Consider the following 21,197-nt stretch of genomic DNA (forward strand, 5'->3'; position numbering starts at 1 on the left):
GACTTGAGGGCTTCGTTGTACGTCTTCCAATTGGTCGTGCGGTACTTCTGTGGAGCTGGTTTCATCCGCTCAGGCTACCAGACCTGCGGGTGCTACGCTGGTCGAGCCTGATTTGCGCAACAAAGCCACGCAGCCGCCTGCCGCCCAGACTGACTGAAGCGGCAAAAGAGCGATGAGCAGGACGAGGAGGACTTTCTTCATTCAATTTCAATTGCTTGTCAGGCTATTCCGGTTGGATTGTGTGCGGTCCATCCAACCGTTCAAGAACGTGGTGTTGGCATAGACAGGTTGCGTTGTGATGCACTTTATTGCAAAAATATCCACTTTCTTGCTTGGGTGCTTCCGGCCAGCTCAATGTTCGTTTAGGCGCTTTGCTGGAAAAACTTCGTCCTGAACTGCGTCAATGGTGCGGATTAGCGCAAAGACGAACTGTAAAAATAAAATTCGGCCAGACGCGCAAACAGGCAAGGCCGGTCGCTGAGGATATCGATAATCACGTTTTGTCTGGCGTCGAGGCCGCTGAGGAGGAACCGAACAGTGCATGCAAAACGATGACCGCCGCACCAACAGTGATGCCGATATCGGCGATGTTGAATGCTGGCCAGTGGTACGTGCCCGCATATAGGTCAATCCAGTCGACAACGCCCATGCGTGCGGTGCGGTCGACCAGGTTTCCAATTGCACCGCCAAGTATGAGCGCCAATGCTGCTCTCTCCGTGGCCGTCGCCGCCGGCTTCCTGATCATTTGAATGATCAATACCGACGCCAGCACGGCCACAAAGATGAACAGGTAACGTTGCCACCCGCCCGCCGTGGCGAGAAGGCCAAAAGCCGCTCCCTGGTTGATAACATGGACGATGTTCAACGACGGCAGCAGCTCAACCTGCTGGCCGTAGGCCAGCCGATCCACGACCTGGGCCTTCGTGACCAGGTCGGTGGCGGCGATCAGCCCGGCGCCCAGGACGGCAGAGAGCGGTGAAAGATGTTTGGCCATGGTTCCGTCAAATGCCTTCCGCTACGTTCTCTGCCGGGCGGGCAAAGCGCTGGTACAGCGTCGGCAGCACGAACAGCGTCAGGATCGTGGCCGAGATCAGCCCACCGATGACCACGGTCGCCAGCGGCCGCTGCACCTCGGCCCCGGCGCCTGTCGCCAGTGCCATCGGGACGAAGCCCAGTGATGCGACCAGGGCCGTCATCAACACGGGCCGCAGCCGCCGCAATGCGCCTTCGCGAACGGCTTGCGCCCACGGCAATTGTTTCGCCAGGTCGTCGATCGATCCCGCCATCACCAGTCCGTTAAGGACGGCAACGCCGGACAGCGCAATGAATCCGACAGCGGCCGAAATCGAGAATGGCAGCCCACGCAGCCAGAGCGCTGCAATCCCGCCGATCAGGGCCAGGGGCACACCCGTGAAGACGACTGCGGCGGCGCGCCAGGAACCGACCGCCGAATACAGCAATACGACAATGAGCGCGAAGCAGGCCGGTACCACGACGGCCAGGCGCATCCGCGCGCGTTCCAGGTTCTCGAACTGCCCGCCCCAGGTGAGCCATACGCCGGCCGGTACCCGTACGTCCGCATCGATACTCGCGCGCGCCTCGCTGACCACGCCGGCTATGTCACGGCCGCGTACGTTGGCCTGGACGACCACGCGGCGCTTGCCGTTTTCCCGGCTGATCTGGTTCGGTCCCTTGGCCGTCTCGAGTATTGCCACCGACCCCAGCGGAACGAAGCTGCCGCCCGGCGTCAGCACAGGCAGCAGGCGCAAGGCTTCCACATCGTTGCGGGTCTTTTCGCCCAGTTTCACTACGACGTCGAAGCGCCTGTCTCCCTCGTAGATCGACCCTGCCTCGCGTCCGGCGATGGCTGCGGCCAGGGTGTCGTGCACGTCCTGGGCGGTCAGGCCGACCCGTGCCATGGCGTCGCGATCCAGCCGGACATCAAGCAGCGGAAGCCCCTGCACCTGCTCCACGCGGACGTCTTCCGCGCCCTCGACCGCGCGCAGTTTTGCCGCGACCTGTTCGGCGGTGCGGAGCATGGCGTCGAAATCGTCGCCATAGACCTTGACGGCGATGTCGCCACGCACGCCGGCCAACAACTCGTTGAAGCGCATCTGGATCGGTTGAGTAAGCTCGTAGTTCTGGCCTGGAATGCCAGCAACCGCTTTCTCGATCTTTTCAACCAGCTCAGCCTTGCTCATACGAGGTTCCGGCCACTCCGAGCGGTCTTTCACGATGACAAAGGTATCGGTGATGTTCGGCGGCATCGGGTCGGCCGCCAGTTCGGCTGTACCCGTTCTTGAAAACACCAGCTTCACCTCGGGCAGCTTGCCGACCGCCTTCTCCACCGCAAACTGCATGGACTGGCTCTGCTCCAGGGAAGTGCCCGGGATGCGTGCCACCTGGAGCAGTACGTCCTGCTCATCGAGCGTCGGAAGAAATTCCTGTCCAAGCGTCGTGAACAGGCCGAGTGCGCCCGCGAAACCGACCGCGGCCAAAACGCCGGTCAGCTTAGGCCGTGCGAGAGCACGGTCCAGCCACGGTGCGTACGACGAGGACGCGGCCTTGACCAGTTTGTTTTCCTTTTCATCGACATGGCGCGAGAGCCAGAGCGCAATCGCGGCCGGCACAAAGGTGAGCGAGAGGACGAAAGCGAAGACCAGTGCAAGAATCACCGTCACCGCCATCGGTGCGAACATGCGGCCTTCCACCCCCTGGAACGTCAACAGGGGCACGTAGACGAGAATGATGATCGCCTGGCCGTAGACGCTTGGCCGGATCATCTCGCGTGCGGCGGCGGCGACGGTCTCGAGCCGCTCCGCCTTGGTCAATATCCTGCCGGTCGCATGCTGGCGTTCCGCGATCCGGCGCAGCGCGTTTTCCACGATGATGACCGCGCCGTCGACAATCAGGCCGAAGTCCAGGGCGCCCAGGCTCATCAGGTTTGCCGACAGCCCCGCTTCGAGCATGCCCGCAGAGGTCATCAGCATCGTAACCGGGATGACCGCCGCGGCGATCAGTGCCGCGCGCAGGTTCCCGAGGAGTGCGAACAGCACGGCGATCACCAGCAGCGCACCCTCGGTAAGGTTGGTCGCCACGGTCTTGATGGTGGCATCGACCAGCCGCGTGCGGTCAAGCACGGGCCGGATCAGCAGGTCCGGCGGCAAGGAGCGCGCGATCTCTTTCAGGCGGGCATCCACCGCGGCGGCAACCGTCCGGCTGTTCTCCCCGATCCGCATCACGGCGGTACCGACGACGACCTCCTGCCCGCCTTCGGATGCGGATCCGAATCGCACTTCCTGTCCCATGCCGACGGTCGCGACGTGCGAAACCAGTACCGGCGTGCCGCTACGGGTCGTGATGACGGTCTTCGCCAGTTCCTCGGCTGACGTGATGCGCGCGTCGGCCTTGACCGTCAGGGCTTCCCCGTTCTGAACGACCACACCGGCGCCGGCGCTTGTGTTATTGCGCTCGAGCGCTTCGCCCAGCATGGTCAGGCTGATCCCCAGGGCTGCCAACCGCTGCGGATCGGGCGTGACCACGTACTGTTTGACGTAGCCCCCGATGACGTCCACGCCTGCCAGCCCTTCGGTATTCTTGAGCTGGGGTGCGACGATCCAGTCCTGCACCGTTCGCAGGTAAGTGGCTTTTTCGGCAGCACTGCGCAGCACTTCGCCTTCTGGAGTGACATAGCTGCCATCGGCCTGCAGCCCAGCCGCCGGCCCCGCTTTCGGGGCAGGCTTCGAGGCGTATTCGACCGTCCACATGTAGACGTCGCCGAGCCCGGTCGCGATCGGGCCCAGGCTTGCGGTAGCGCCTGGCGGCAGCGAGCGCTCGACGGCGCGCAGCCGTTCAGCCATCTGCTGGCGCGCGAAATAGATGTCCGTACCGTCCTTGAAGACGGTAGTCACCTGCGCAAACCCGTGCCTGGTCAGCGACCGGGTGGATTCCAGGCCAGGTATCCCGGCAAACGCCGTTTCGATCGGATAGGTGATCTGCCGTTCCACGTCGGCCGGCGCAAGCGCAGGTGCAACGACGTTGATCTGCACCTGGGTGTTGGTGATGTCCGGTACTGCGTCGATCGGCAGGCGCGTCAGCGCAAGTGCCCCGAGGATCGACAGGAGGATCGTTGCGATGAGCACATGCCACCGCCGCGCAACGGAAAAGTTGACGATACGAGCAATCATGGTTGGGTGTCCTTCAGGAGCCGTCGAGTGAAGAGATCAGTCATCGTCTCCCGCCTCTCCTTTTCCATGCTCCGCTTTCAGCAGATACGTATTGCTGACCGCAACCTGTTCGTTGCCTTCCAGGCCACCCATCACCTTGACGTAGCCGGCCGCGTTACCGCCGAGGACAACGTGCTTGATCGCGAATCCGTCTTTCTCCCGAACGAATACGCTGGGCCTGTCCTCGACGGTTTGCACAGCCGTCCGTGGAATGGCCAGTTGCGTGCCGCCGGCGCTCCCTTCGAGCGCAATCGATGCCCGGACCGTTTCGCCGATACGCCACGCGCCGCGGCCGTTCGACAAGCGTGCAATGGCTCGTACCTGGCGGGTCGCGGGATCGAGGACACGCGAGACATGCGTGATACGGCCCGTGCCCGTGCGGCCGTCGGTCGACACGTCCACTGTCGTGCCCACGGCGACGCGGGCAGCGTCGTCCGGCGAGAGCGAAAGTTCGGCAGCCAGCTCGTTGAGGTCGGCGACCTCGAAAAGATGGGCGTCCGGTGCGACGATGTCGCCCAAGGCGATCTGTCGTGCCGTGACATTGCCCTTGATGGGCGAGCGCAGCATCAACCGATTGAGCTGTCCCCCGCTGCTTGCGCCTGCGGCAGCGAGCTGCTGCTCGGCCAGGCGAAGACGGGTGCGTGCTTCTTGCGCGGCATTGCGCGCAATCTCGAACTCCTGCCGCGAGGTGACTTTTTCGCCGTACAGACGCTCTTCGCGTGCAAAATTGGCCTGCGACAGTTCGTACTGCCGCTTGGCGATCTCGACGTCGGCCCTGAGCTGGGCGACGTCACGGCTTTCAATCACGGCAAGCACGTCGCCACGAGCGACCGGGTCGCCAAGGTTGCGCCGGATCTCGACCACCCTGCCCCCTACGGCGCTCGAGACGACCGCTGCATGCTTCGGATCCGCCGCGATGACTGCCGGCGCCTCGACGGCCCCGGCGAACGATTGCCGGACCGGCATGACCTCGATTCCTGCCGCTTTGATCTGCTGGTCCGACAGCGCGACAAAGTCTTCCTTGGCTTCGGCCTCGCCGCCTTCTTTCTCCGCAGCTTCGCCCCGCTCTCCGGCCTCGCCCCTGGATTCGCCTTTTTCGGCCTTTTCGGCCTGTTCGCCTTTGGCATTCGCGCTTTGCTCGCCATGTTCGGCAGCTTCTTGACGGCTGGCCGTTTCCGGCTTGGGCGAGCATGCGCTCAAGAGGATCATCGCGGCACACAGGCCCGATCGGAATACCGCTTGCATGGGTCAGTCCTTATAAATTGGAGAGTTGGAACCTTGTAGCCGAGCCAGACGCGCCCGTGCCGTATGAAGTGCTGCGAGCGCATCGACCGAGCTTTCGCGGGTTTCGGCCAGCGAGCGTTCGGCCTCGATCAATTCGAGTTGCGGGAATTTTCCCTCGGCATAACCGATCCTCGCGATACGTGCCGCTTCTTCTGCCGCTGCCAGTGCGGGGCCGTTGGCGGCGCGTGCAGCCGCCAGTGCGTCGGCCACCTCGGCTTCTGCCTGTACAGTAGACTGTTCGACTTCCAGTACGACGGCGCGGCGCACGGCGGACGCGCGATCGAATTCCGCCCGGGACCGTGCAAGCGCGGCGCTGCCCTGGTTGAACAATGGCAGGGGGACGGACAGGCCCAGCACAGCTGCCTTGTCGGAAGTTTCGCCATACCGGCGCATGCCGGCGGTCAGCGTGACGTCCGGTACCCGCTCACGCCTGGCCGCATCGACGCGAGCCTCTGCAGCGGCCAGTTCCGCCTCCGCCGTCGCAATCGCCAGCTGCTGCCGCGCCGGCGGTGCCTTCTCGCTCCCTTCGATCTGCTCAAACCAGGCGGACGCTATCGCGAACGGCATTGGCGCGCCTGTCAGCCGTGCGATCGTTTTCTGCGCCAGCTCGGCGGCACGCATTGCCTTTCCCAGGCGAACCTCGGAATTAATTCGTAGCACGTCCGCCCGTTGCTCTTCTATGGGAGATGCTTTTCCGGCCCGTACCCGCTCGCGTGCCGCGTGATGCGCGCGTTCGGCCAGCTCATGACCGGCTTTTGCGATCGCAAGGTAGCGCTCACTGGCGGCAAGGTTAACGAACGCCTCGGTGATCTGGAACGTCAGTTCGGCTTCAGCGGAGCGTGTACCAACGTCGGCAGCAGCGCGCTCGGCCTGGGCCACGCGTAGCCGGGCGCCCCGCTTGCCTCCCAGCTCCAGGGGCATCGACAGCGAAACCGTCTTTTCTCCCCCGCCGAAACCGGAATAGCGACCCGACCCCATCACATTTTCCGCTTCCACGGAAAGTGTCGGATTCGGCCGCAGGCCGGACAGGCGCACATTGGCGTCTGCAGCCCGCAGTGCTGCATTGGCGCTCTGCAGTTGCGGCGCCTGGCCGCGGGCTCTGGCAACGGCGTCGGCAAGCGTCAGTGCCGTGCCTTCGGCAAAGGCAGGACCCACAGCTGCGCACATGGCCAGCAAGGCTGCGGTGACACAGAAGTTCATCTTGGTGCGCATGATCGAATTCGCTTGACGGATTGGTAAATGAACTTTATAAACCTTGAAGCCACTTTAAGGTCAAGCACATGTCACGCACTTTTACGATAGGCCAGCTGTCAGCTGCGGCGCAGACTCCTGCGGCGACGATTCGCTATTACGAAAAAATCGGCTTGCTCGATTCCCCATCCCGGACCGGCAGCAACTATCGGCTGTACGGCAGCGAGGATGTGGCCCGCCTGAGCTTCGTTCGCCGTGCACGGGAAATCGGCTTCACGATCGATCAGGTACGAAGTCTGCTGGCGTTTTCCGACAACCGCGATGGCGACTGCTGTGCCGTGACTGCGCTGACCGAGCAGCATCTTGCCGAAGTCGAGCAGAAGATCCGGGACCTCAACTTATTGAAGGACCACCTTTCCCGTTTGCTCATCTCATGTCGAGGCGGTCGGTTTTCCGACTGCAGCATCATCGGTGCCCTGTCACCTCAGCAATAGATTATTCCCTCGGCTGGAGCCGCTCCTCACGTGGTGAACACGCTTGACCTTGAAGCGGGTTGAAGCTTTATCCTTCGAAAATATCTGTCCGAAGGCTCATCGTCATGACACAAAACCAAACCCCTGCGGCAGCTCGCCTCGAAACCGAACTGTTTGTCTCCAAGATGGACTGCCCTTCAGAAGAGAATCTAATTCGGATGGCCTTGGGCAAAGTCTCGGGCATCGACAACATTGCCTTCGACCTCAACGCCCGCACCGTGACTGTGCTTCACCATGGGAAAGCGGATGCCCTTGTGGAGGTGCTGCAGCCCTTGCGGCTGGGTGTCGAGTTGCGCGGTTCTCATCCAGCCAAGCCGAAAGTCCACAGCAAACGTATGCTGAGTACCCTCGGGATTCCCAAGATGGACTGCCCTTCCGAGGAGAACATGATCCGCATGGCACTGGCGGATGTCGGCGGAGTTCAGTCCCTGAACTTTGACCTCTCCCAGCGGCAGCTCCACGTTGCGCATACGGGAGAAGTCGATTCCATCCTGCAGAAGCTGGCCCCACTGAAGCTCGGCGCCCATCTGATCGGGTCGCAACTGGATTCGTCCCAGGAGGAAGCCAGTCACGACAAGGCCGGCGACGCGTCGGAGGCGAAGACGCTCCGGCTGCTGCTGGCTATCAACGCCATCATGTTCGTGGTCGAGCTGGTGTGGGGCCTGATTGCCGAATCAACCGGCTTGGTGGCTGATTCATTGGACATGTTTGCTGATGCTGCTGTCTACGGCCTGGCCCTTTACGCAGTAGGTAGGGCGGCTGCGCTGAAGACGCGTGCAGCGCATTTGGCCGGCTGGCTGCAGCTCGTGCTCGCGCTGGGCGCGCTCAGTGAAGTGGTTCGCCGGGCCTTCTTCGGGAGCGAACCAGAATCGGCCCTGATGATGGGCGTGGGCGCGGTAGCCCTGGTTGCGAACGTTGCCTGCCTGGTGTTGATCGCAAAGAAACGGGATCGCGGGGCACACATGAAAGCAAGCTATATTTTCTCGGCCAATGACGTCATCGCAAACATCGGCGTGATTGCTGCCGGCGCACTCGTCACCTGGACCGGATCGCCATATCCCGATCTGATTGTCGGTACGGTGATCGGTGTGATCGTTCTTTCGGGCGCACGTCGCATCCTAAAGCTGAAGTAAGCACACAACCGACTGAAATGTAGAGGCCCGCTTGACGGGCATTCGAATACATCGCAGTCGACATCGGGACACAAGAGGCCGATATTGACGAGAATATCGGCACTTGCGATGAGATTCGCCAAGCATCGCGAAGCTGAGGAAATGATGCAATCGCACTATTGCCTGCGAGTGGCCATGCTATACTTTTCCCATGACTCGGCGTTTTATCTATGCTTTGCTAACAATCATGATGCTTCAACTTAGCTGGAGCATCGTGGCCGAGTATTGTGAACACGAAACCGGACGCGCCGCACAGCATCTCGGCCACCACGCTTCGTTCGACGATCGTGTTCAAGAAAGCTTGGGCTCGCTCGACCAGCCGTCCAAGTCCAAGGCAGGCACCCTGCACTCGCACTGTACTTCCTGCACCCACACCCCTCTCAACTTCGAGGAACTCCCGGTCGCTGTAGCGGTATCCGAACCGCTGCGCATCGCTCCCTCGTCCCCCCTGCTTCGCCTGTCCTCCGTCGACGTGGCGCCGCCCGAGCGGCCTCAGTGGCTTGCCCTCGCCTGATTCGGCGGCGGCTCGTAGCTCATCCACTTCATCGTCTTCCTGGAACGTCGTCACGACGGTCCTGACGCGGATCGCCGCTGAATAACCTTCGCCTATTGTTTTCGGAGTTTATTCATGCATCCCACACGCATTGTTGCTGGGTCGCTCGTGCTATTGGCATGGGCGCTCCCCGCGGCCGCGCAGCTGGCCGGCGATTCGCCGGGCAAGCAGTCGAGCGCGGCCCCCATCATCCCGGCCACCGGTCGGACTTTAACGCTCGACCAGGCGGTCGATATGGCCTTATCCGCCAACCCGGGCCTTCGGGCCAGGGCCCTCGACGTCACCATCGCCGCCGCCGAGCGCCGCCAGGCCGGATTGCTGCCCAATCCGACAGTTTCCTACACGACCGAGGGAACGCAGCGCGGTACCCGTACGCGTACCTTCGAGCTCAGCCAGCTCGTCGAGCTGGGCGGAAAGCGCCGCGCCCGCATCGAGCTTGCCGAGCGCGAAAGCCGGCTAGCAGCCGCGGACGTGAGCGTCGCCCGGGCCGATCTGCGCGCCGACCTGACCGCGGCATATTTCAACGCACTGGGCGCCCAGGAACGAGCGGGCCTTGCAAGAGCGTCGCTCGAGATCGCCTCGAAAGCCAGAACCGCGGCCGACAAGCGGGTGGCGGCTGGACGGGTGTCGCCGGTCGAGCTGTCGCGCGCCACTGTGGCCGAGTCGGCGGCACGCCTCGACCTGACCCAGGCGGAAGGTGAACTGGCCATCGCCCAGGGCATGCTGGCGGCGTACTGGGGTCAGACCCGGCCGGAGATTCTCACCCTGGTCGAGCCGGCGAACGGGATTGCCGTCCTGCCTTCCCTTGAAGTCTTGCGGACGCAACTGGCCAACTCACCACAGCTGCAGCGCGCCCGCCTGCAAGTCGAGCGTGAACAGGCGCAGGTTTCGGTCGAGCGTGCGCAGCGCATGCCCGACCTCACCCTCGTTGTCGGCCGGCAGAAAGACGAAGAGATGGGGCGCTCGCAAACCGTGCTTGGCGTGTCGGTTCCGCTTCCCTTGTTCAACCGGAACCAGGGCAGGCTGCAAGCCTCCCTTAGCCGCGCCGACAAGGCACAGGCAGAAAGGGAGGCGCAGAAGCTGCAACTGGAACAGACCCTGTCCAGTACCTACCATCGCGCCCAGTTGGCGAAGGAACAGGTGCGCACCATGCGGCAGGAAATCCTTCCGGAAGCACGACGGGTCTTCGATGCGGCCGTCATCGGTTTCGAGGCCGGCAAGTTCAACTTCCTCGATGTCCTCGACGCCCAGCGCACCCTCCTGCAGAGCCGCGCGCAATACGTCCAGGCACTCTACGACAGCTACCGCCAGGCCGCGGAGCTCGGCCGGTTTACCGATACCGGTCCCGGCGTCACCAATACCAACAGGAATAGTCCATGAAGTTCAACATCGACAAGAAATCCGCGCTTTCCATCGCGGCAGTGATCGGCGTCGGCATCGTACTCGCATTGCTGATCGTTTTCTGGAAAGGCGACGGCGCGCCTGCGCAGGAAGCCGGCGAGCGCGCCGAGGAAATTGCCGAGGCCAAGCCTGGGGAAGCCGACGAGCATACCGAGCAGCCCGGCCTCATCGAGATGAGCCCGGAGCAGATCCAGGCCGCCGGCATCGCGACAGCCGCGGCCGGCCCGGCAAGCATCCGCACCGAGCTCGTCCTGCCCGGCGAGGTGCGCTTCAACGAGGACCGCACGGCCCACGTCGTGCCGCGGGTCGCGGGCGTGGCCGAATCCGTGTCCGCCTCGCTCGGCCAGGATGTCAGGAAAGGGCAGGCCCTGGCGGTCATCGCCAGCGCCGAACTGGCCGACCTGCGCAGCGACGCCCTGGCCGCCGGCAAGCGGCTCGAGCTCGCGCGCATCACCTACGCGCGCGAAAAAAGGTTGTGGGAACAGAAGATATCTGCCGAACAGGACTATCTGCAGGCCGAACAGGCATATCGCGAAGCCCAGATCGCCTCGCATGCGGCCCGCGCGAAGCTGGACGCGATCGGCGCCGACATGGCATCCGGCGCGGACAATCGCTATGTCCTGCGGGCGCCGTTTACCGGGGTCGTCGTCGAAAAGCATCTCGCGCAAGGCGAAGCGGTGAAAGAGGATGCCAATGTCTTCCTGGTCTCTGATCTGTCGAGCGTGTGGGTCACCATCGCGGTCACGCCAAAAGACCTGCCCACTGTGCGCGTCGGCCAGGCGGTCACGGTCAGGTCGGCGGCCGGAGGGCCGTCGGTAGCAGGCAAGGTCAGCTACGTCGGGAACCTCCTCGGCGAACAGACCCGCGCCGCCAATGCACGGGTCGTGATCGACAACCCGGGCCGGGCCTGGCGCCCGGGCCTGTTCGTGAATGTCGCCGTCGTCAGCGGACAGAAAGATGCTGCCGTCGCCGTCGTTTCCGACGCCATCCAGACGCTCGAGGACAAGCCTGTCGTGTTCGTCAAAACCGGAAAAGGCTTCGAGGCACGGCCGGTGACGGCCGGCGCGAGCGATGGCAAGATGACGGAGATTCTCTCCGGCCTCCCGGCGGGCTCGCCTTATGTCACGACAGGCAGTTTCGTCGTGAAGGCCCAGCAAGGCAAGGGCAGTGCCGAGCATGAGCACTGAGCGAGGATCCAGACATGTTTGAACGAATCATTCGCTTTGCCATCGAACACCGATGGCTAGTCATGCTGGCCGTCATCGCGATGTCGGCCGTCGGCATCTACAACTATCAGAAGCTGCCGATCGACGCGGTACCCGACATCACCAATGTCCAGGTGCAGATCAACACCTCGGCGGCCGGCTATTCGCCGCTCGAAGTCGAGCAGCGCGTGACCTTCCCGATCGAGAACGTCATGGCCGGCCTGCCGGGGCTCGAAGAAACCCGTTCGCTGTCACGCTATGGCCTGTCCCAGGTGACCGTCATCTTCAATGACGCCACCGACATCTATTTCGCACGCCAGCTGGTCAACCAGAGAATCCAGGAAGCCAGGGAGAACCTGCCGGCGGGTGTCACGCCGACGATGGGTCCGATTTCCACGGGCCTGGGCGAGATTTACCTGTGGACCGTGGAAAGCGAACCCGGCGCGAAAAAGGCCGATGGTACGCCCTACACGCCCACCGACCTGCGCGAGATCCAGGACTGGATCATCAAGCCGCAGCTGCGCCAGGTCCCGGGCGTCACCGAGATCAATTCGATCGGCGGCTTCGCGAAGGAATACCTGATCGCCCCCGATCCGGCCAAGTTGAGTTCCTACCGTCTGTCCCTGACCGATGTCGTCAACGCGATCGACCGCAACAACGGCAACGTCGGCATGGGATACATCGAGCGCCGCGGCGAGCAGTTCCTGGTCCGGGCCCCGGGCCAGGTGCGCAGCCTGGACGATATCCGCAACACCATCCTCGGCAACGCCGACGGCGTTCCCATCCGTGTGCGCGATGTCGCAACGGTGGATGTCGGGCGCGAGCTGCGCACGGGCGCGGCAACCGAAAATGGGCGTGAAGTCGTGCTCGGCACGGTGTTCATGCTGATCGGCGAGAACAGCCGGGCCGTGGCCCAGGCCGTGGCGGACAAGATGGTCGAGGTGAACCGATCACTGCCGAAAGGGGTGGTGGCGATCCCCGTGTACGACCGGACGGCACTGGTCGACAAGGCGATCAATACGGTCAAGAAGAACCTGCTCGAGGGCGCCATCCTCGTGATCGTGATCCTGTTCCTCTTCCTCGGCAATATCCGGGCGGCCGTCATCACCGCGATGGTCATTCCGCTCGCGATGCTGTTCACCTTTACCGGAATGGTGAGCTACCGGGTCAGCGCGAACCTGATGAGCCTTGGCGCGCTCGACTTCGGCATCATCATCGACGGGGCGGTCGTCATCGTCGAGAACTGCGTGCGGCGCCTAGCGCACGCACAGGAGCATCACCGGCGCGAGCTGACCCTTACGGAACGATTCCACGAGGTGTTCGCGGCCGCGAAGGAAGCGCGCCGACCTCTTCTGTTCGGGCAGCTCATCATCATGGTCGTGTATGTGCCGATCTTTGCGCTATCCGGTGTCGAAGGCAAGATGTTCCATCCGATGGCCTTCGCCGTGGTCGCCGCGCTGCTGGGGGCGATGATCCTGTCGATCACCTTCATCCCCGCCGCGGTCGCCCTGTTCATCGGCAAGCGCGTGACGGAGAAGGAAAATCGCATCATGGTCACGGCCAAGCGCCTCTACGCGCCGGCCCTCGCCAAGGTCCTGCGCAACGGCCCGCTGGTCATCACCAGCGCGGTCGTGCTGGTATTGCTCTCGGGCCTGCTGGCTTCCCGGCTGGGAAGCGAGTTCATTCCGAATCTGAACGAAGGTGACCTCGCCCTGCAGGCGATCCGCATTCCCGGGACGAGCCTGAGCCAGTCGGTGGAGATGCAGCAAAAGCTCGAGGCGGGCCTGAAGGCGAAGTTCCCGGAAATCGACCGGGTATTCGCGCGCACCGGCACCGCCGAGATCGCGTCCGACCCGATGCCGCCCAACATCTCGGACGGCTACGTGATGCTCAAGCCCGAGTCGGCGTGGCCGGCGCCGAAGAAGAGCCGCGCCGAGCTGATTGCAGCGATCGAGGAGGAAGCGGAGAAATACGCCGGCAACGCGTACGAACTGTCGCAACCTATCCAGCTGCGCTTCAACGAGCTGATTTCGGGTGTGCGCAGCGACGTCGCCGTGAAAGTCTTCGGTGACGACATGGCCGTGCTGGAAGCGACCGGCAAGGAAATCGCCGAAGTCCTGCAGCGGGTTCCGGGCGCAGCCGAGGTCAAGGTGGAGCAGACCGGCGGCTTGCCGATGCTGAGCGTGGACATCGACCGCGAGAAGACGGCCAGGTATGGCCTGAACATCGCCGACGTGCAGGAGGCCCTGGCGATCGCCACCGGCGGGCGCGAGGCCGGCACCATGTTCGAGGGCGACCGCCGCTTCGACATCGTCGTTCGCCTGCCGGAAGCGATGCGCGCCGATCTCGACGCATTGCGGCAGTTGCCGATTCCTCTTCCGGGCGCGGAAGGCAGTGCCAGGACCTACATTCCCCTGGCCGAAGTCGCCACGCTCAACTTCTCGCCCGGGCCGAACCAGATCAGCCGTGAGAACGGCAAGCGCCGCATCGTTGTCAGCGCGAATGTGCGCGGCAGCGACATCGGCAGCTTTGTCCCAGCGGCCCAGGCCGCCATCGCGGCCAAGGTCAAGGTCCCTCCGGGTTACTGGACCAGTTGGGGCGGTACCTTCCAGCAGCTGGAGTCGGCCACGCAGCGCCTGCAGATCGTCGTGCCGCTTGCCCTGTTCATCGTGTTCACGCTGCTGTTCGCGATGTTCGGCAACGTGAAGGATGGATTGCTGGTCTTTACGGGCATCCCCTTCGCGCTGACCGGTGGCGTCATCGCCTTGGCTTTGCGGGGCATCCCGCTGTCGATCTCCGCGGCGGTGGGCTTCATCGCCCTGTCCGGCGTGGCTGTCCTGAACGGCTTGGTGATGATTTCCTACATCCGCACCCTGCGTGAAGAAGGCATGGGGCTGGAGCAGGCGATCACGCACGGCGCCTTGACACGGCTGCGGCCAGTCCTGATGACCGCCCTGGTCGCCTCGCTGGGCTTCGTGCCGATGGCGATCGCCACCGGTACGGGCGCCGAAGTGCAGCGGCCGCTTGCGACCGTCGTCATCGGCGGAATCCTCTCCTCGACCGCCTTGACCCTGCTCGTGCTTCCCTTGCTCTACCGGTTCGCGCATCGCAAGGATAGCGCCGACGAACCGGTGGTGCCTGCGGAAGTGGTCGTCCAGTAAGCGCATGGGCCGCAGGCGGCGCTTGCGGCCCAACACAGGGAGGGCGATATGTGTCGAGACACTGCAGGCCGGCGCGCCCCGCTGGGGCGCCGGCTCTTCAAGCTGGACGTCGTTGCGCAAGGAGCCGCTTTCGCGAGCTGCGCGGCGGGAGGAATCATTGTTGAAAGCGTCATCCTGGTAGCCGCAGCTTCGCATCACGCGGCCACTATTGCGTTTCGGCTGTTACCGATCGAAAGGCTGGCAGAGCAACGCAAACCCAGAGTCGAGGCTGCGTTCTCGGTCGTGCAGATCGCTCTGTGCATGTGTTGTCTGGTATTGGTTTTATTTGTTACAGCGATGGGAACACATGGCATCTTCCACAGGGACGCTCCCGATGCCATGGCATTGGCCGGTTTTGCCCTGCCAGGATTGCTTGCCATTGTCACGGCGGCAGGACTGGCCTATGGGCTGGCCCGAGCCGGCGAGAACGTCAGCATGGTCGACGCTGCGCTATCGGCGGTACCGACTGCGCTTGCGTTCGGTGTCGCCTTTTGCGACTTCGGCATCGCTGGAGGAATGCTGGATGCACTAGCCGGACTTGTTGCCGTACCGGTGTTATGTGTGCGAACCGCGATCAATCTCGGCCAGACGCTGAACTGACCGATTGGAAAGTAAACGAGTGAAGGGCCACATCGAATGGAGGTGACATGAGACTGCCACAGCAGGCGCCAGAGCCATTGCACGAAAATCTCTTCGAAGTTTTCGGCATCATTGGCTTGGCATTGTTCGGAATGGTGATGGTATTCCTCGGCTGGCTGAAATACAGGGATCGGAACAAGCGTCCTCGGCGGAAAGCTCGGAAGCGCACAGAGGAAAATGGCAAGCAAAAGTAGGATCGGGCGGCACACGACAATGACAACTCGAGGGGAGCACAATGGGTTCAGGACACTCTCACGCAGCGCAGCCGGGCCAGAGCGAACGACCGCTCTGGATCGCGCTCATCCTCACGACGGCCTTTCTCATAGCCGAGATCGTCGGAGGTATTCTCACCAACAGCCTTGCGCTGATTTCGGATGCGGCGCACATGTTCACCGACACGGCGGCGCTCGCGATCTCGCTGGCTGCAATTCGCATCGGCAAGCGGCCGGCCGACAGCGAGCGCACATTCGGCTACTACCGCTTCGAGATCCTGGCGGCGGCGTTCAACGCCATGCTGCTGTTCCTGGTCGCCATGTACATCCTGTATGAAGCTTATGACCGCCTAAACAACCCGCCGGAAATCCAGTCCGGAACCATGCTCCTGGTTGCCACCCTGGGCCTGGTCGTCAACCTCATCAGCATGAAGTTGCTATCGAGCGGCAAGGACAGCAGTCTGAACGTGAAGGGCGCATACCTCGAGGTATGGAGCGACATGCTCGGTTCGATCGGCGTCATCATCGGCGCCCTCGTCATTCGCTACACGGGCTGGAGCTGGGTTGACTCCGTGATCGCCGTCGCGATCGGCTTATGGGTGCTTCCCCGCACCTGGACACTGCTCAAGGCAAGCATGAACGTGCTGCTTGAAGGCGTTCCCGAAGGACTCGGCATCGCCGAAGTGCGGGAAGCGATCGAACGGGTGCCGGGCGTGGCCAGTGTGCACGACCTGCATGTCTGGTCGATCACGAGCGGCAAAGCCAGCTTGACGGCGCACGTCGTGCAGCGTGAAGACGTTGGTGATTCCCAGGCCCTGCTGTTAAACATCCGCCGGCTTGTCGCAGACAACTACGATATCCACCACAGCACGATCCAGCTCGAAACGACGCCCTGCGAGCAAGCGGCGGAAGAACACAGCTTCGACCCGGCCTCGATACAGGGCCATGCCGATCACGCCGGGCACGAGCACGAGGAAAAAGTTCGATGACCGACCGTATCAGGGCTGTCCCGGGAGCGCGGCAGTCCTGAACGGCCTGTCGATCGTCAGGCCGGGAAGCCGCTCCCTATTCGATCAGTTCTTTCACACCCGGGTCGACCGGTAGCCGTTTGAACATATTGATATTCGTGCCGCCGGTGTTCCCAACCGGGACAATCCCGAATGCCGATCCTAATGCACCCAGTACGATACGGAGGAACTGGCCCCAGACTTCCGGCAGCGAACGCCGCTTCATGCCGATCCTGAGCATCCAGTAGTGTGTCGTGACATGAGGCACGACATAGCGCTGTCCCAGCACATGGGCCGTTTCCAGATGTTCGAAGGCCCTGCCAAATTCTCGTTCTTCGTAAAAATCGGCCGCTGCCTTCATCTCGGCCTTTAACGCCTGCCTGAGTCTGGGATTCATGCGAATCGATCCTCTGCAGTAAAAGAGAACGTGTGCTGAACAGGGTGAAATACTTTCACCATACTCGGTGCCCGCTAGCGGAAGCCGGGCTCGCCTTCGCTGCTACGCTCCGCTACGTGCTTCCCTGGCCTTGAGCAGGCGCAGTCCATTGAAGACCACGAGCAGGCTGGCGCCCATGTCGGCGAATACGGCCATCCACAAGGTGGCGGAGCCCGCGATCGCCAGGATCAGGAACACTGCCTTGATCACCAGGGCCGCGATGATATTCTGTTTCAGGATGGCGGCGGTCTGTCTGCTCAAGCGGATGAACTGTGGAATCTTGCGCAGGTCATCATCCATCAGTGCGACGTCAGCCGTTTCGATGGCTGTATCAGTACCGGCCGCGCCCATCGCGAAGCCGATATTTGCCTTGGCCAGCGCCGGGGCGTCGTTGATCCCATCGCCCACCATGCCTACGACACGGTGACGGGCGATCTCTTCATCGACCGCTGCAAGCTTGTCCTCAGGCAGCAGATTGCCCCGGGCGTCATCGATGCCGACTTGGCGGGCGATGGCAGCCGCAGTAACTGTGTTGTCGCCCGTGAGCATGACGGTGCGAACGCCAAGCTCGTGAAGCTGTGCGATCGCCTCCCGGCTGGTTTCACGAATGGTATCGGCCACGCCAATGATCAACAGCGGCGCCGCTTCGTCACATAACACCACTGCGGTCTTGCCCTCGCCCTCAAGCTTTGCAAGCGCCGCCTCGGTCGCATCGTTGCAGATACCTAGCTCCTCCACCAGACGATGGTTGCCGAGGTAGTACCACTTGCCGTCGATTTTGCCTTTCGTGCCACGGCCAGTGAGCGCTTCGAAGTCGGTCACGGTCGATACGGGGACACTGCCGGCCTGAACTGACCAATGGCGGCTCACCGCGGTCGACACCGGGTGGTCCGAGCGGTCGGCAAGAGACGCCGCCAGTTGCAGCGAGCTGCCCGGGTCACCCCGCAAGGGGAATACATCGGTCACGACCGGCTTGCCCTGCGTGATGGTGCCGGTCTTGTCCAAAGCCAGCGAACGCACTTTGCCGCCCTCTTCAAGGTAGACGCCACCCTTGATCAGGATTCCCATCCTGGCCGCTGCGGCGAGTCCGCTCACGACCGTCACCGGGGTCGAGATCACGAGTGCGCAGGGGCAGGCGATCACGAGCAGTACGAGTGCCTTGTAAATCCATGGCAACCACTGCGCACCCAACACCAGCGGCGGGAAGATGGCGACTGCAAGTGCCAGCGCGAACACGATCGGCGTGTAGACCTTGGAGAACTTGTCGACAAAGCGCTGGGTGGGTGCGCGGCTGCCTTGGGCCTCTTCGACGGCGCGGATGATGCGCGAGAGCGTCGAATTGCTGTGGGCAGCCGTAACGCGATATTCGAATGAGCCGGTCTCGTTGACCGTGCCGGCGAACACCGTGTCGCCCACTGATTTGGCAACCGGAATGCTTTCGCCCGTGATCGAAGCCTGGTTCACGGCAGACTGGCCGGCCGTCAGCGCACCGTCCAGGGCAATCCTCTCCCCGGGCCCGACACGCGCGATGGTGCCGACCGGGATGCTTGCCGCTTCACGCTCCGTCCAGGTGCCATCCTCCAAGCGCACCTGCACGGTATCCGGCGTCAGGGCAAGCAGGCCTTGAATGGCGTTTCGTGCCCTGTCGAGCGAACGCGCCTCGATCAGCTCGGCAAGCGCAAACAAGACCATGACCATCGCGGCTTCCGGCCACTGGCCGATCAGTACCGCGCCGGTGACGGCAATCGACATCAATGCATTGATGTTGAGGTTGCGATTCTTGAGGGCTATCCAGCCCTTCTTGTAGACACCCAAGCCAGAAGCAGCGATGGCGGCCACTGCCAGGAGAATGACCGGTAGCGAATTCTCCACCCCGGTGCTCCAGGCAACGATCTCGGCGCCGATAGCTGCAGCCAAGCCGAGCAGAAGGCTGATGAACTGCTTTTTCTGGGTCGGGGACGTGGACGGCGCGCCGCGCTGGCCCAGCGCGTTTGCGACTGTCGTCCCCTCCATGCCGATCGACTTCAATGCTTCTTCAATCCGGGAAACAGGACCGCTGTGCCACACGGTCAGGCGTCGCTGCATCAAATTGAATTCCAGCTTTTCAACCTGGGCTACGCCGGCGAGCTTGCTGCGAATGAGCGCCTCCTCGGTCGGGCAACACATGTTTTCGATGCTGAACACGGTATGTGCTGCATTAGCCCCGACATCGGTGCCGCCTTCGACGACCGGTTCCATGCCAACGGCCCGAATGGCGGAGATGATGGGAGCCGGATCGGAGAGACTGTGCAAGACCCGCAGTTTCCGCTGAACGAGGTTGAAGTCTAGCTGGCCAACGCCCGTCACGCGGCCCAGCGCCTGGCGCAGCAACCCTTCTTCGGTTGGGCAGTCCATCTGCGCAATACTCAGTTCGAGCGCACTGGTGCCGATACCCGGATTTGCAGCTGCCGGCGTGATCGTGGCCGGCTTCGCGCAACAGGCCTTGCTCTGACAACCCGACATGACATTTCCTCCGCAAACTATGTATAGTCTCCATTTAAAACCCTGTAGCTGGTGCAGGGTCAAGCGTTGGCGAACGGAAAAGGACAATCTTATGAAAATCGGCGAACTTGCGGAGCGATCCGGCTGCCTGGTGGAGACCATCAGGTATTACGAGCGCATCGGTCTTCTGATGCCGCCTGAGCGCGCGATGAATAATTACCGGACATACAACGAGCGGCATAGCGAACGCCTACTGTTCATACGTCATTGCCGGGCGCTGGACATGACCCTAGATGAAATCCGGACCTTGCTGGACTTCCGGGATGATCCGCAGGTCGAGTGTGCAGGAGTGAACGAGCTCCTAGACAAGCATATCGGTCACGTCGTCGAGCGGATCCAGTCGTTGACGGCTCTGGAAGCGCAGCTGCGCGAGCTGAGGGGCCGTTGTGTCGTTGCGGATACGACGAGCTCATGCGCGATCTTGCGCGCGCTCGGTACGGAAGGAAGTTGTGAAGACTCGATGCATCGATCAAAACAACGCTCAATGCACTTGCAAATACACGAGGACTAGCACTCGAGCAGACTGTGCAGCTCGATGTTTTCCCATGTGCCGATAAAGAAATTTGCTTATACTCATCAATACACGGAAGATGGGACGCTTAAGGCGACTTGCTTCAGGCCTTTCTCGAGCGAAGTGTGGCGGATCCGTCTTGACTGACTTCTCACGACGAAAAGCTAACCGATGAAGCATACTTTTGGCGGCCCATGGATCCAGATTAAGCTGGACCTTCTCGGGCGGTATTTGGCTTCGTTTAACCAGGCACTACAGTACAGGCCGCTGCCCAGCCAACCGTTCAAGCGTATCTATATCGATGCGTTTGCGGGCACTGGGGAATGTGAGATCAAGACGGACGAGCAAACCGTCGAGACGATCGAGGGTTCCGCAAAGATCGCGCTGCAAACGACCCCTGCCTTCGACCAGGTACATCTGATTGACCTAAACCAGGCGCATGTTCATGAGCTGACCAAACTGGCGGCCGGATATGGAAATCGGGTCCGCGTTCACCATGACGATGCGAACCTTGCCATCAACAAAATACTTCGCATGCTCAACTGGGACCAGTGCCGCGGAGTCCTGTTCCTTGACCCCTATGGGATGACGGTCCCGTGGACCACCTTGCAAAAAATAGCCGCGACCGAAGCACTCGACGTTTGGTACCTGTTCCCGTTGAGCGGCGTCTACCGCCAAGCCGCAAAGGACTTCGAAAAGGTCGACCAGTCCAAGTCCAACTCATTGGATGAGGTGTTGGGTACCCGTGCCTGGCGCGATCACTTCTATAAGGCTGATGGCCAAGCGGGCTTGCTCGGCGAGCGCGAAGGAAAAATCAGGGTAGCTACTCCTGAAGACATTGCCGGCTTCGTACACTTCCGGCTGGCTGAGGTGTTCAAGGGATGGGTGAGCGATCCGTTGTACCTCCGTTCGCCCAATGGCGCCCCATTGTTCGCGCTATTTTGCTGCATCTCCAACCCAGCACCCAAAGCCGTCGGGCTTGCCAAGAAGATCGCTTCACACATCCTCGGAAAGTTCGGAATTACTCCGAAGCGCGGTTCGCGAAGGTCGAGCATGCCAGATCAGAATCTTCCACTGTTCTGACAG

The 21,197-nt window shown here is 62.2% G+C and carries 17 protein-coding genes; 10 read left to right on the forward strand and 7 right to left on the reverse strand.

All coding sequences use genetic code 11. The features are described 5' to 3' along the window. Positions 1 to 493: 493 nt before the first annotated feature. From lspA to FG94_RS05860, 4 genes are read right to left on the reverse strand one after another with little or no spacing between them, the layout of a single operon-like run. Positions 494 to 994: a signal peptidase II gene (gene lspA / locus FG94_RS05845; protein WP_036208388.1), complete on the reverse strand. Its 501-nt coding sequence runs from the start codon at positions 992 to 994 to the stop codon at positions 494 to 496. 7 nt (positions 995 to 1,001) lie between these two features. Then, complete coding sequence (locus tag FG94_RS05850) at positions 1,002 to 4,187, reverse strand: efflux RND transporter permease subunit (protein WP_036208390.1); 3,186 nt, start codon at positions 4,185 to 4,187, stop codon at positions 1,002 to 1,004. Positions 4,188 to 4,223: 36 nt separating this feature from the next. Next, complete coding sequence (locus tag FG94_RS05855; protein WP_081925833.1) at positions 4,224 to 5,471, reverse strand: efflux RND transporter periplasmic adaptor subunit; 1,248 nt, start codon at positions 5,469 to 5,471, stop codon at positions 4,224 to 4,226. Positions 5,472 to 5,474: 3 nt separating this feature from the next. Then, on the reverse strand, positions 5,475 to 6,722 hold the full coding sequence (locus FG94_RS05860; RefSeq protein ID WP_081925834.1) for a TolC family protein: 1,248 nt from the start codon (positions 6,720 to 6,722) through the stop codon (positions 5,475 to 5,477). Between the two features lie 68 nt (positions 6,723 to 6,790). Between FG94_RS05860 and FG94_RS05865 the strand changes: the two genes are divergently transcribed. Together FG94_RS05865 and FG94_RS05870 are read left to right on the forward strand one after the other, a co-directional pair. Then, entirely contained in the window at positions 6,791 to 7,195 is a 405-nt protein-coding gene (locus tag FG94_RS05865) for a helix-turn-helix domain-containing protein (protein WP_036208394.1), read from the forward strand. Between the two features lie 104 nt (positions 7,196 to 7,299). Continuing rightward, positions 7,300 to 8,367, forward strand: a complete 1,068-nt coding sequence (locus FG94_RS05870) for a cation transporter (RefSeq protein ID WP_051996266.1) — start codon at positions 7,300 to 7,302, stop codon at positions 8,365 to 8,367. A 217-nt stretch (positions 8,368 to 8,584) separates the two neighbouring features. Here the strand turns inward: FG94_RS05870 and FG94_RS27610 are convergent, their stop codons facing one another. Then, positions 8,585 to 8,974, reverse strand: coding sequence for a hypothetical protein (locus FG94_RS27610; RefSeq protein ID WP_161783943.1), 390 nt, complete (start codon positions 8,972 to 8,974; stop codon positions 8,585 to 8,587). 60 nt (positions 8,975 to 9,034) lie between these two features. On the opposite strand from FG94_RS27610, the gene FG94_RS05880 reads away from it, so the two are divergent. The 6 genes from FG94_RS05880 to FG94_RS05905 are packed head-to-tail and all read left to right on the forward strand — an operon-like array spanning position 9,035 to position 16,605. Further along, positions 9,035 to 10,339, forward strand: coding sequence for a TolC family protein (locus FG94_RS05880; protein ID WP_036208401.1), 1,305 nt, complete (start codon positions 9,035 to 9,037; stop codon positions 10,337 to 10,339). Further along, positions 10,336 to 11,547: an efflux RND transporter periplasmic adaptor subunit gene (locus FG94_RS05885; RefSeq protein ID WP_036208403.1), complete on the forward strand. Its 1,212-nt coding sequence runs from the start codon at positions 10,336 to 10,338 to the stop codon at positions 11,545 to 11,547. Before FG94_RS05880 ends, FG94_RS05885 begins: the two co-directional genes overlap by 4 nt. Before the next feature lie 14 nt (positions 11,548 to 11,561). Further along, positions 11,562 to 14,726: a CusA/CzcA family heavy metal efflux RND transporter gene (locus FG94_RS05890; RefSeq protein WP_036208406.1), complete on the forward strand. Its 3,165-nt coding sequence runs from the start codon at positions 11,562 to 11,564 to the stop codon at positions 14,724 to 14,726. 48 nt (positions 14,727 to 14,774) lie between these two features. Next, complete coding sequence (locus FG94_RS05895) at positions 14,775 to 15,365, forward strand: hypothetical protein (RefSeq protein ID WP_036208409.1); 591 nt, start codon at positions 14,775 to 14,777, stop codon at positions 15,363 to 15,365. A gap of 47 nt (positions 15,366 to 15,412) precedes the next feature. Next, positions 15,413 to 15,598 carry a hypothetical protein gene (locus FG94_RS05900; protein WP_036208411.1) on the forward strand — a complete coding sequence of 62 codons (186 nt, stop codon included), beginning with the start codon at positions 15,413 to 15,415 and terminating at the stop codon, positions 15,596 to 15,598. A 41-nt stretch (positions 15,599 to 15,639) separates the two neighbouring features. Further along, positions 15,640 to 16,605: a cation diffusion facilitator family transporter gene (locus FG94_RS05905; protein WP_051996267.1), complete on the forward strand. Its 966-nt coding sequence runs from the start codon at positions 15,640 to 15,642 to the stop codon at positions 16,603 to 16,605. Positions 16,606 to 16,681: 76 nt separating this feature from the next. Here FG94_RS05905 and FG94_RS05910 read toward each other — a convergent pair whose 3' ends face one another. Further along, positions 16,682 to 17,020, reverse strand: a complete 339-nt coding sequence (locus FG94_RS05910; protein WP_036208413.1) for a DUF3703 domain-containing protein — start codon at positions 17,018 to 17,020, stop codon at positions 16,682 to 16,684. 102 nt (positions 17,021 to 17,122) lie between these two features. Beyond that, positions 17,123 to 19,561, reverse strand: a complete 2,439-nt coding sequence (locus FG94_RS05915) for a heavy metal translocating P-type ATPase (protein WP_036208415.1) — start codon at positions 19,559 to 19,561, stop codon at positions 17,123 to 17,125. A gap of 91 nt (positions 19,562 to 19,652) precedes the next feature. Between FG94_RS05915 and cadR the strand changes: the two genes are divergently transcribed. Together cadR and tcmP are read left to right on the forward strand one after the other, a co-directional pair. After that, positions 19,653 to 20,111 carry a Cd(II)/Pb(II)-responsive transcriptional regulator gene (gene cadR, locus FG94_RS05920; protein ID WP_051996268.1) on the forward strand — a complete coding sequence of 153 codons (459 nt, stop codon included), beginning with the start codon at positions 19,653 to 19,655 and terminating at the stop codon, positions 20,109 to 20,111. Positions 20,112 to 20,282: 171 nt separating this feature from the next. Then, a complete protein-coding gene (tcmP, locus tag FG94_RS05925; RefSeq protein WP_051996269.1) occupies positions 20,283 to 21,194 on the forward strand; it encodes a three-Cys-motif partner protein TcmP in 912 nt (303 codons plus the stop codon). The last annotated feature ends 3 nt before the right edge of the window (positions 21,195 to 21,197 follow it).

This window comes from Massilia sp. LC238 (genome assembly GCF_000735635.1).
Taxonomy (GTDB): domain Bacteria; phylum Pseudomonadota; class Gammaproteobacteria; order Burkholderiales; family Burkholderiaceae_D; genus Telluria; species Telluria varians.

Excerpts from the sequence above, each read along its gene's own strand:
- FG94_RS05905 (WP_051996267.1), top strand. The coding sequence starts at position 15,640 with ATGGGTTCAGGACACTCTCACGCAGCGCAGCCGGGCCAGAGCGAACGA.
- FG94_RS05865 (WP_036208394.1), top strand. The coding sequence starts at position 6,791 with ATGTCACGCACTTTTACGATAGGCCAGCTGTCAGCTGCGGCGCAGACT.
- FG94_RS05860 (WP_081925834.1), bottom strand. The coding sequence starts at position 6,722 with ATGCGCACCAAGATGAACTTCTGTGTCACCGCAGCCTTGCTGGCCATG.
- FG94_RS05870 (WP_051996266.1), top strand. The coding sequence starts at position 7,300 with ATGACACAAAACCAAACCCCTGCGGCAGCTCGCCTCGAAACCGAACTG.
- FG94_RS05850 (WP_036208390.1), bottom strand. The coding sequence starts at position 4,187 with ATGATTGCTCGTATCGTCAACTTTTCCGTTGCGCGGCGGTGGCATGTG.
- FG94_RS05900 (WP_036208411.1), top strand. The coding sequence starts at position 15,413 with ATGAGACTGCCACAGCAGGCGCCAGAGCCATTGCACGAAAATCTCTTC.
- tcmP (WP_051996269.1), top strand. The coding sequence starts at position 20,283 with ATGAAGCATACTTTTGGCGGCCCATGGATCCAGATTAAGCTGGACCTT.
- FG94_RS05895 (WP_036208409.1), top strand. The coding sequence starts at position 14,775 with ATGTGTCGAGACACTGCAGGCCGGCGCGCCCCGCTGGGGCGCCGGCTC.
- FG94_RS05890 (WP_036208406.1), top strand. The coding sequence starts at position 11,562 with ATGTTTGAACGAATCATTCGCTTTGCCATCGAACACCGATGGCTAGTC.
- FG94_RS05915 (WP_036208415.1), bottom strand. The coding sequence starts at position 19,561 with ATGTCGGGTTGTCAGAGCAAGGCCTGTTGCGCGAAGCCGGCCACGATC.
- FG94_RS05880 (WP_036208401.1), top strand. The coding sequence starts at position 9,035 with ATGCATCCCACACGCATTGTTGCTGGGTCGCTCGTGCTATTGGCATGG.
- cadR (WP_051996268.1), top strand. The coding sequence starts at position 19,653 with ATGAAAATCGGCGAACTTGCGGAGCGATCCGGCTGCCTGGTGGAGACC.
- FG94_RS05885 (WP_036208403.1), top strand. The coding sequence starts at position 10,336 with ATGAAGTTCAACATCGACAAGAAATCCGCGCTTTCCATCGCGGCAGTG.
- FG94_RS05855 (WP_081925833.1), bottom strand. The coding sequence starts at position 5,471 with ATGCAAGCGGTATTCCGATCGGGCCTGTGTGCCGCGATGATCCTCTTG.
- FG94_RS05910 (WP_036208413.1), bottom strand. The coding sequence starts at position 17,020 with ATGAATCCCAGACTCAGGCAGGCGTTAAAGGCCGAGATGAAGGCAGCG.
- lspA (WP_036208388.1), bottom strand. The coding sequence starts at position 994 with ATGGCCAAACATCTTTCACCGCTCTCTGCCGTCCTGGGCGCCGGGCTG.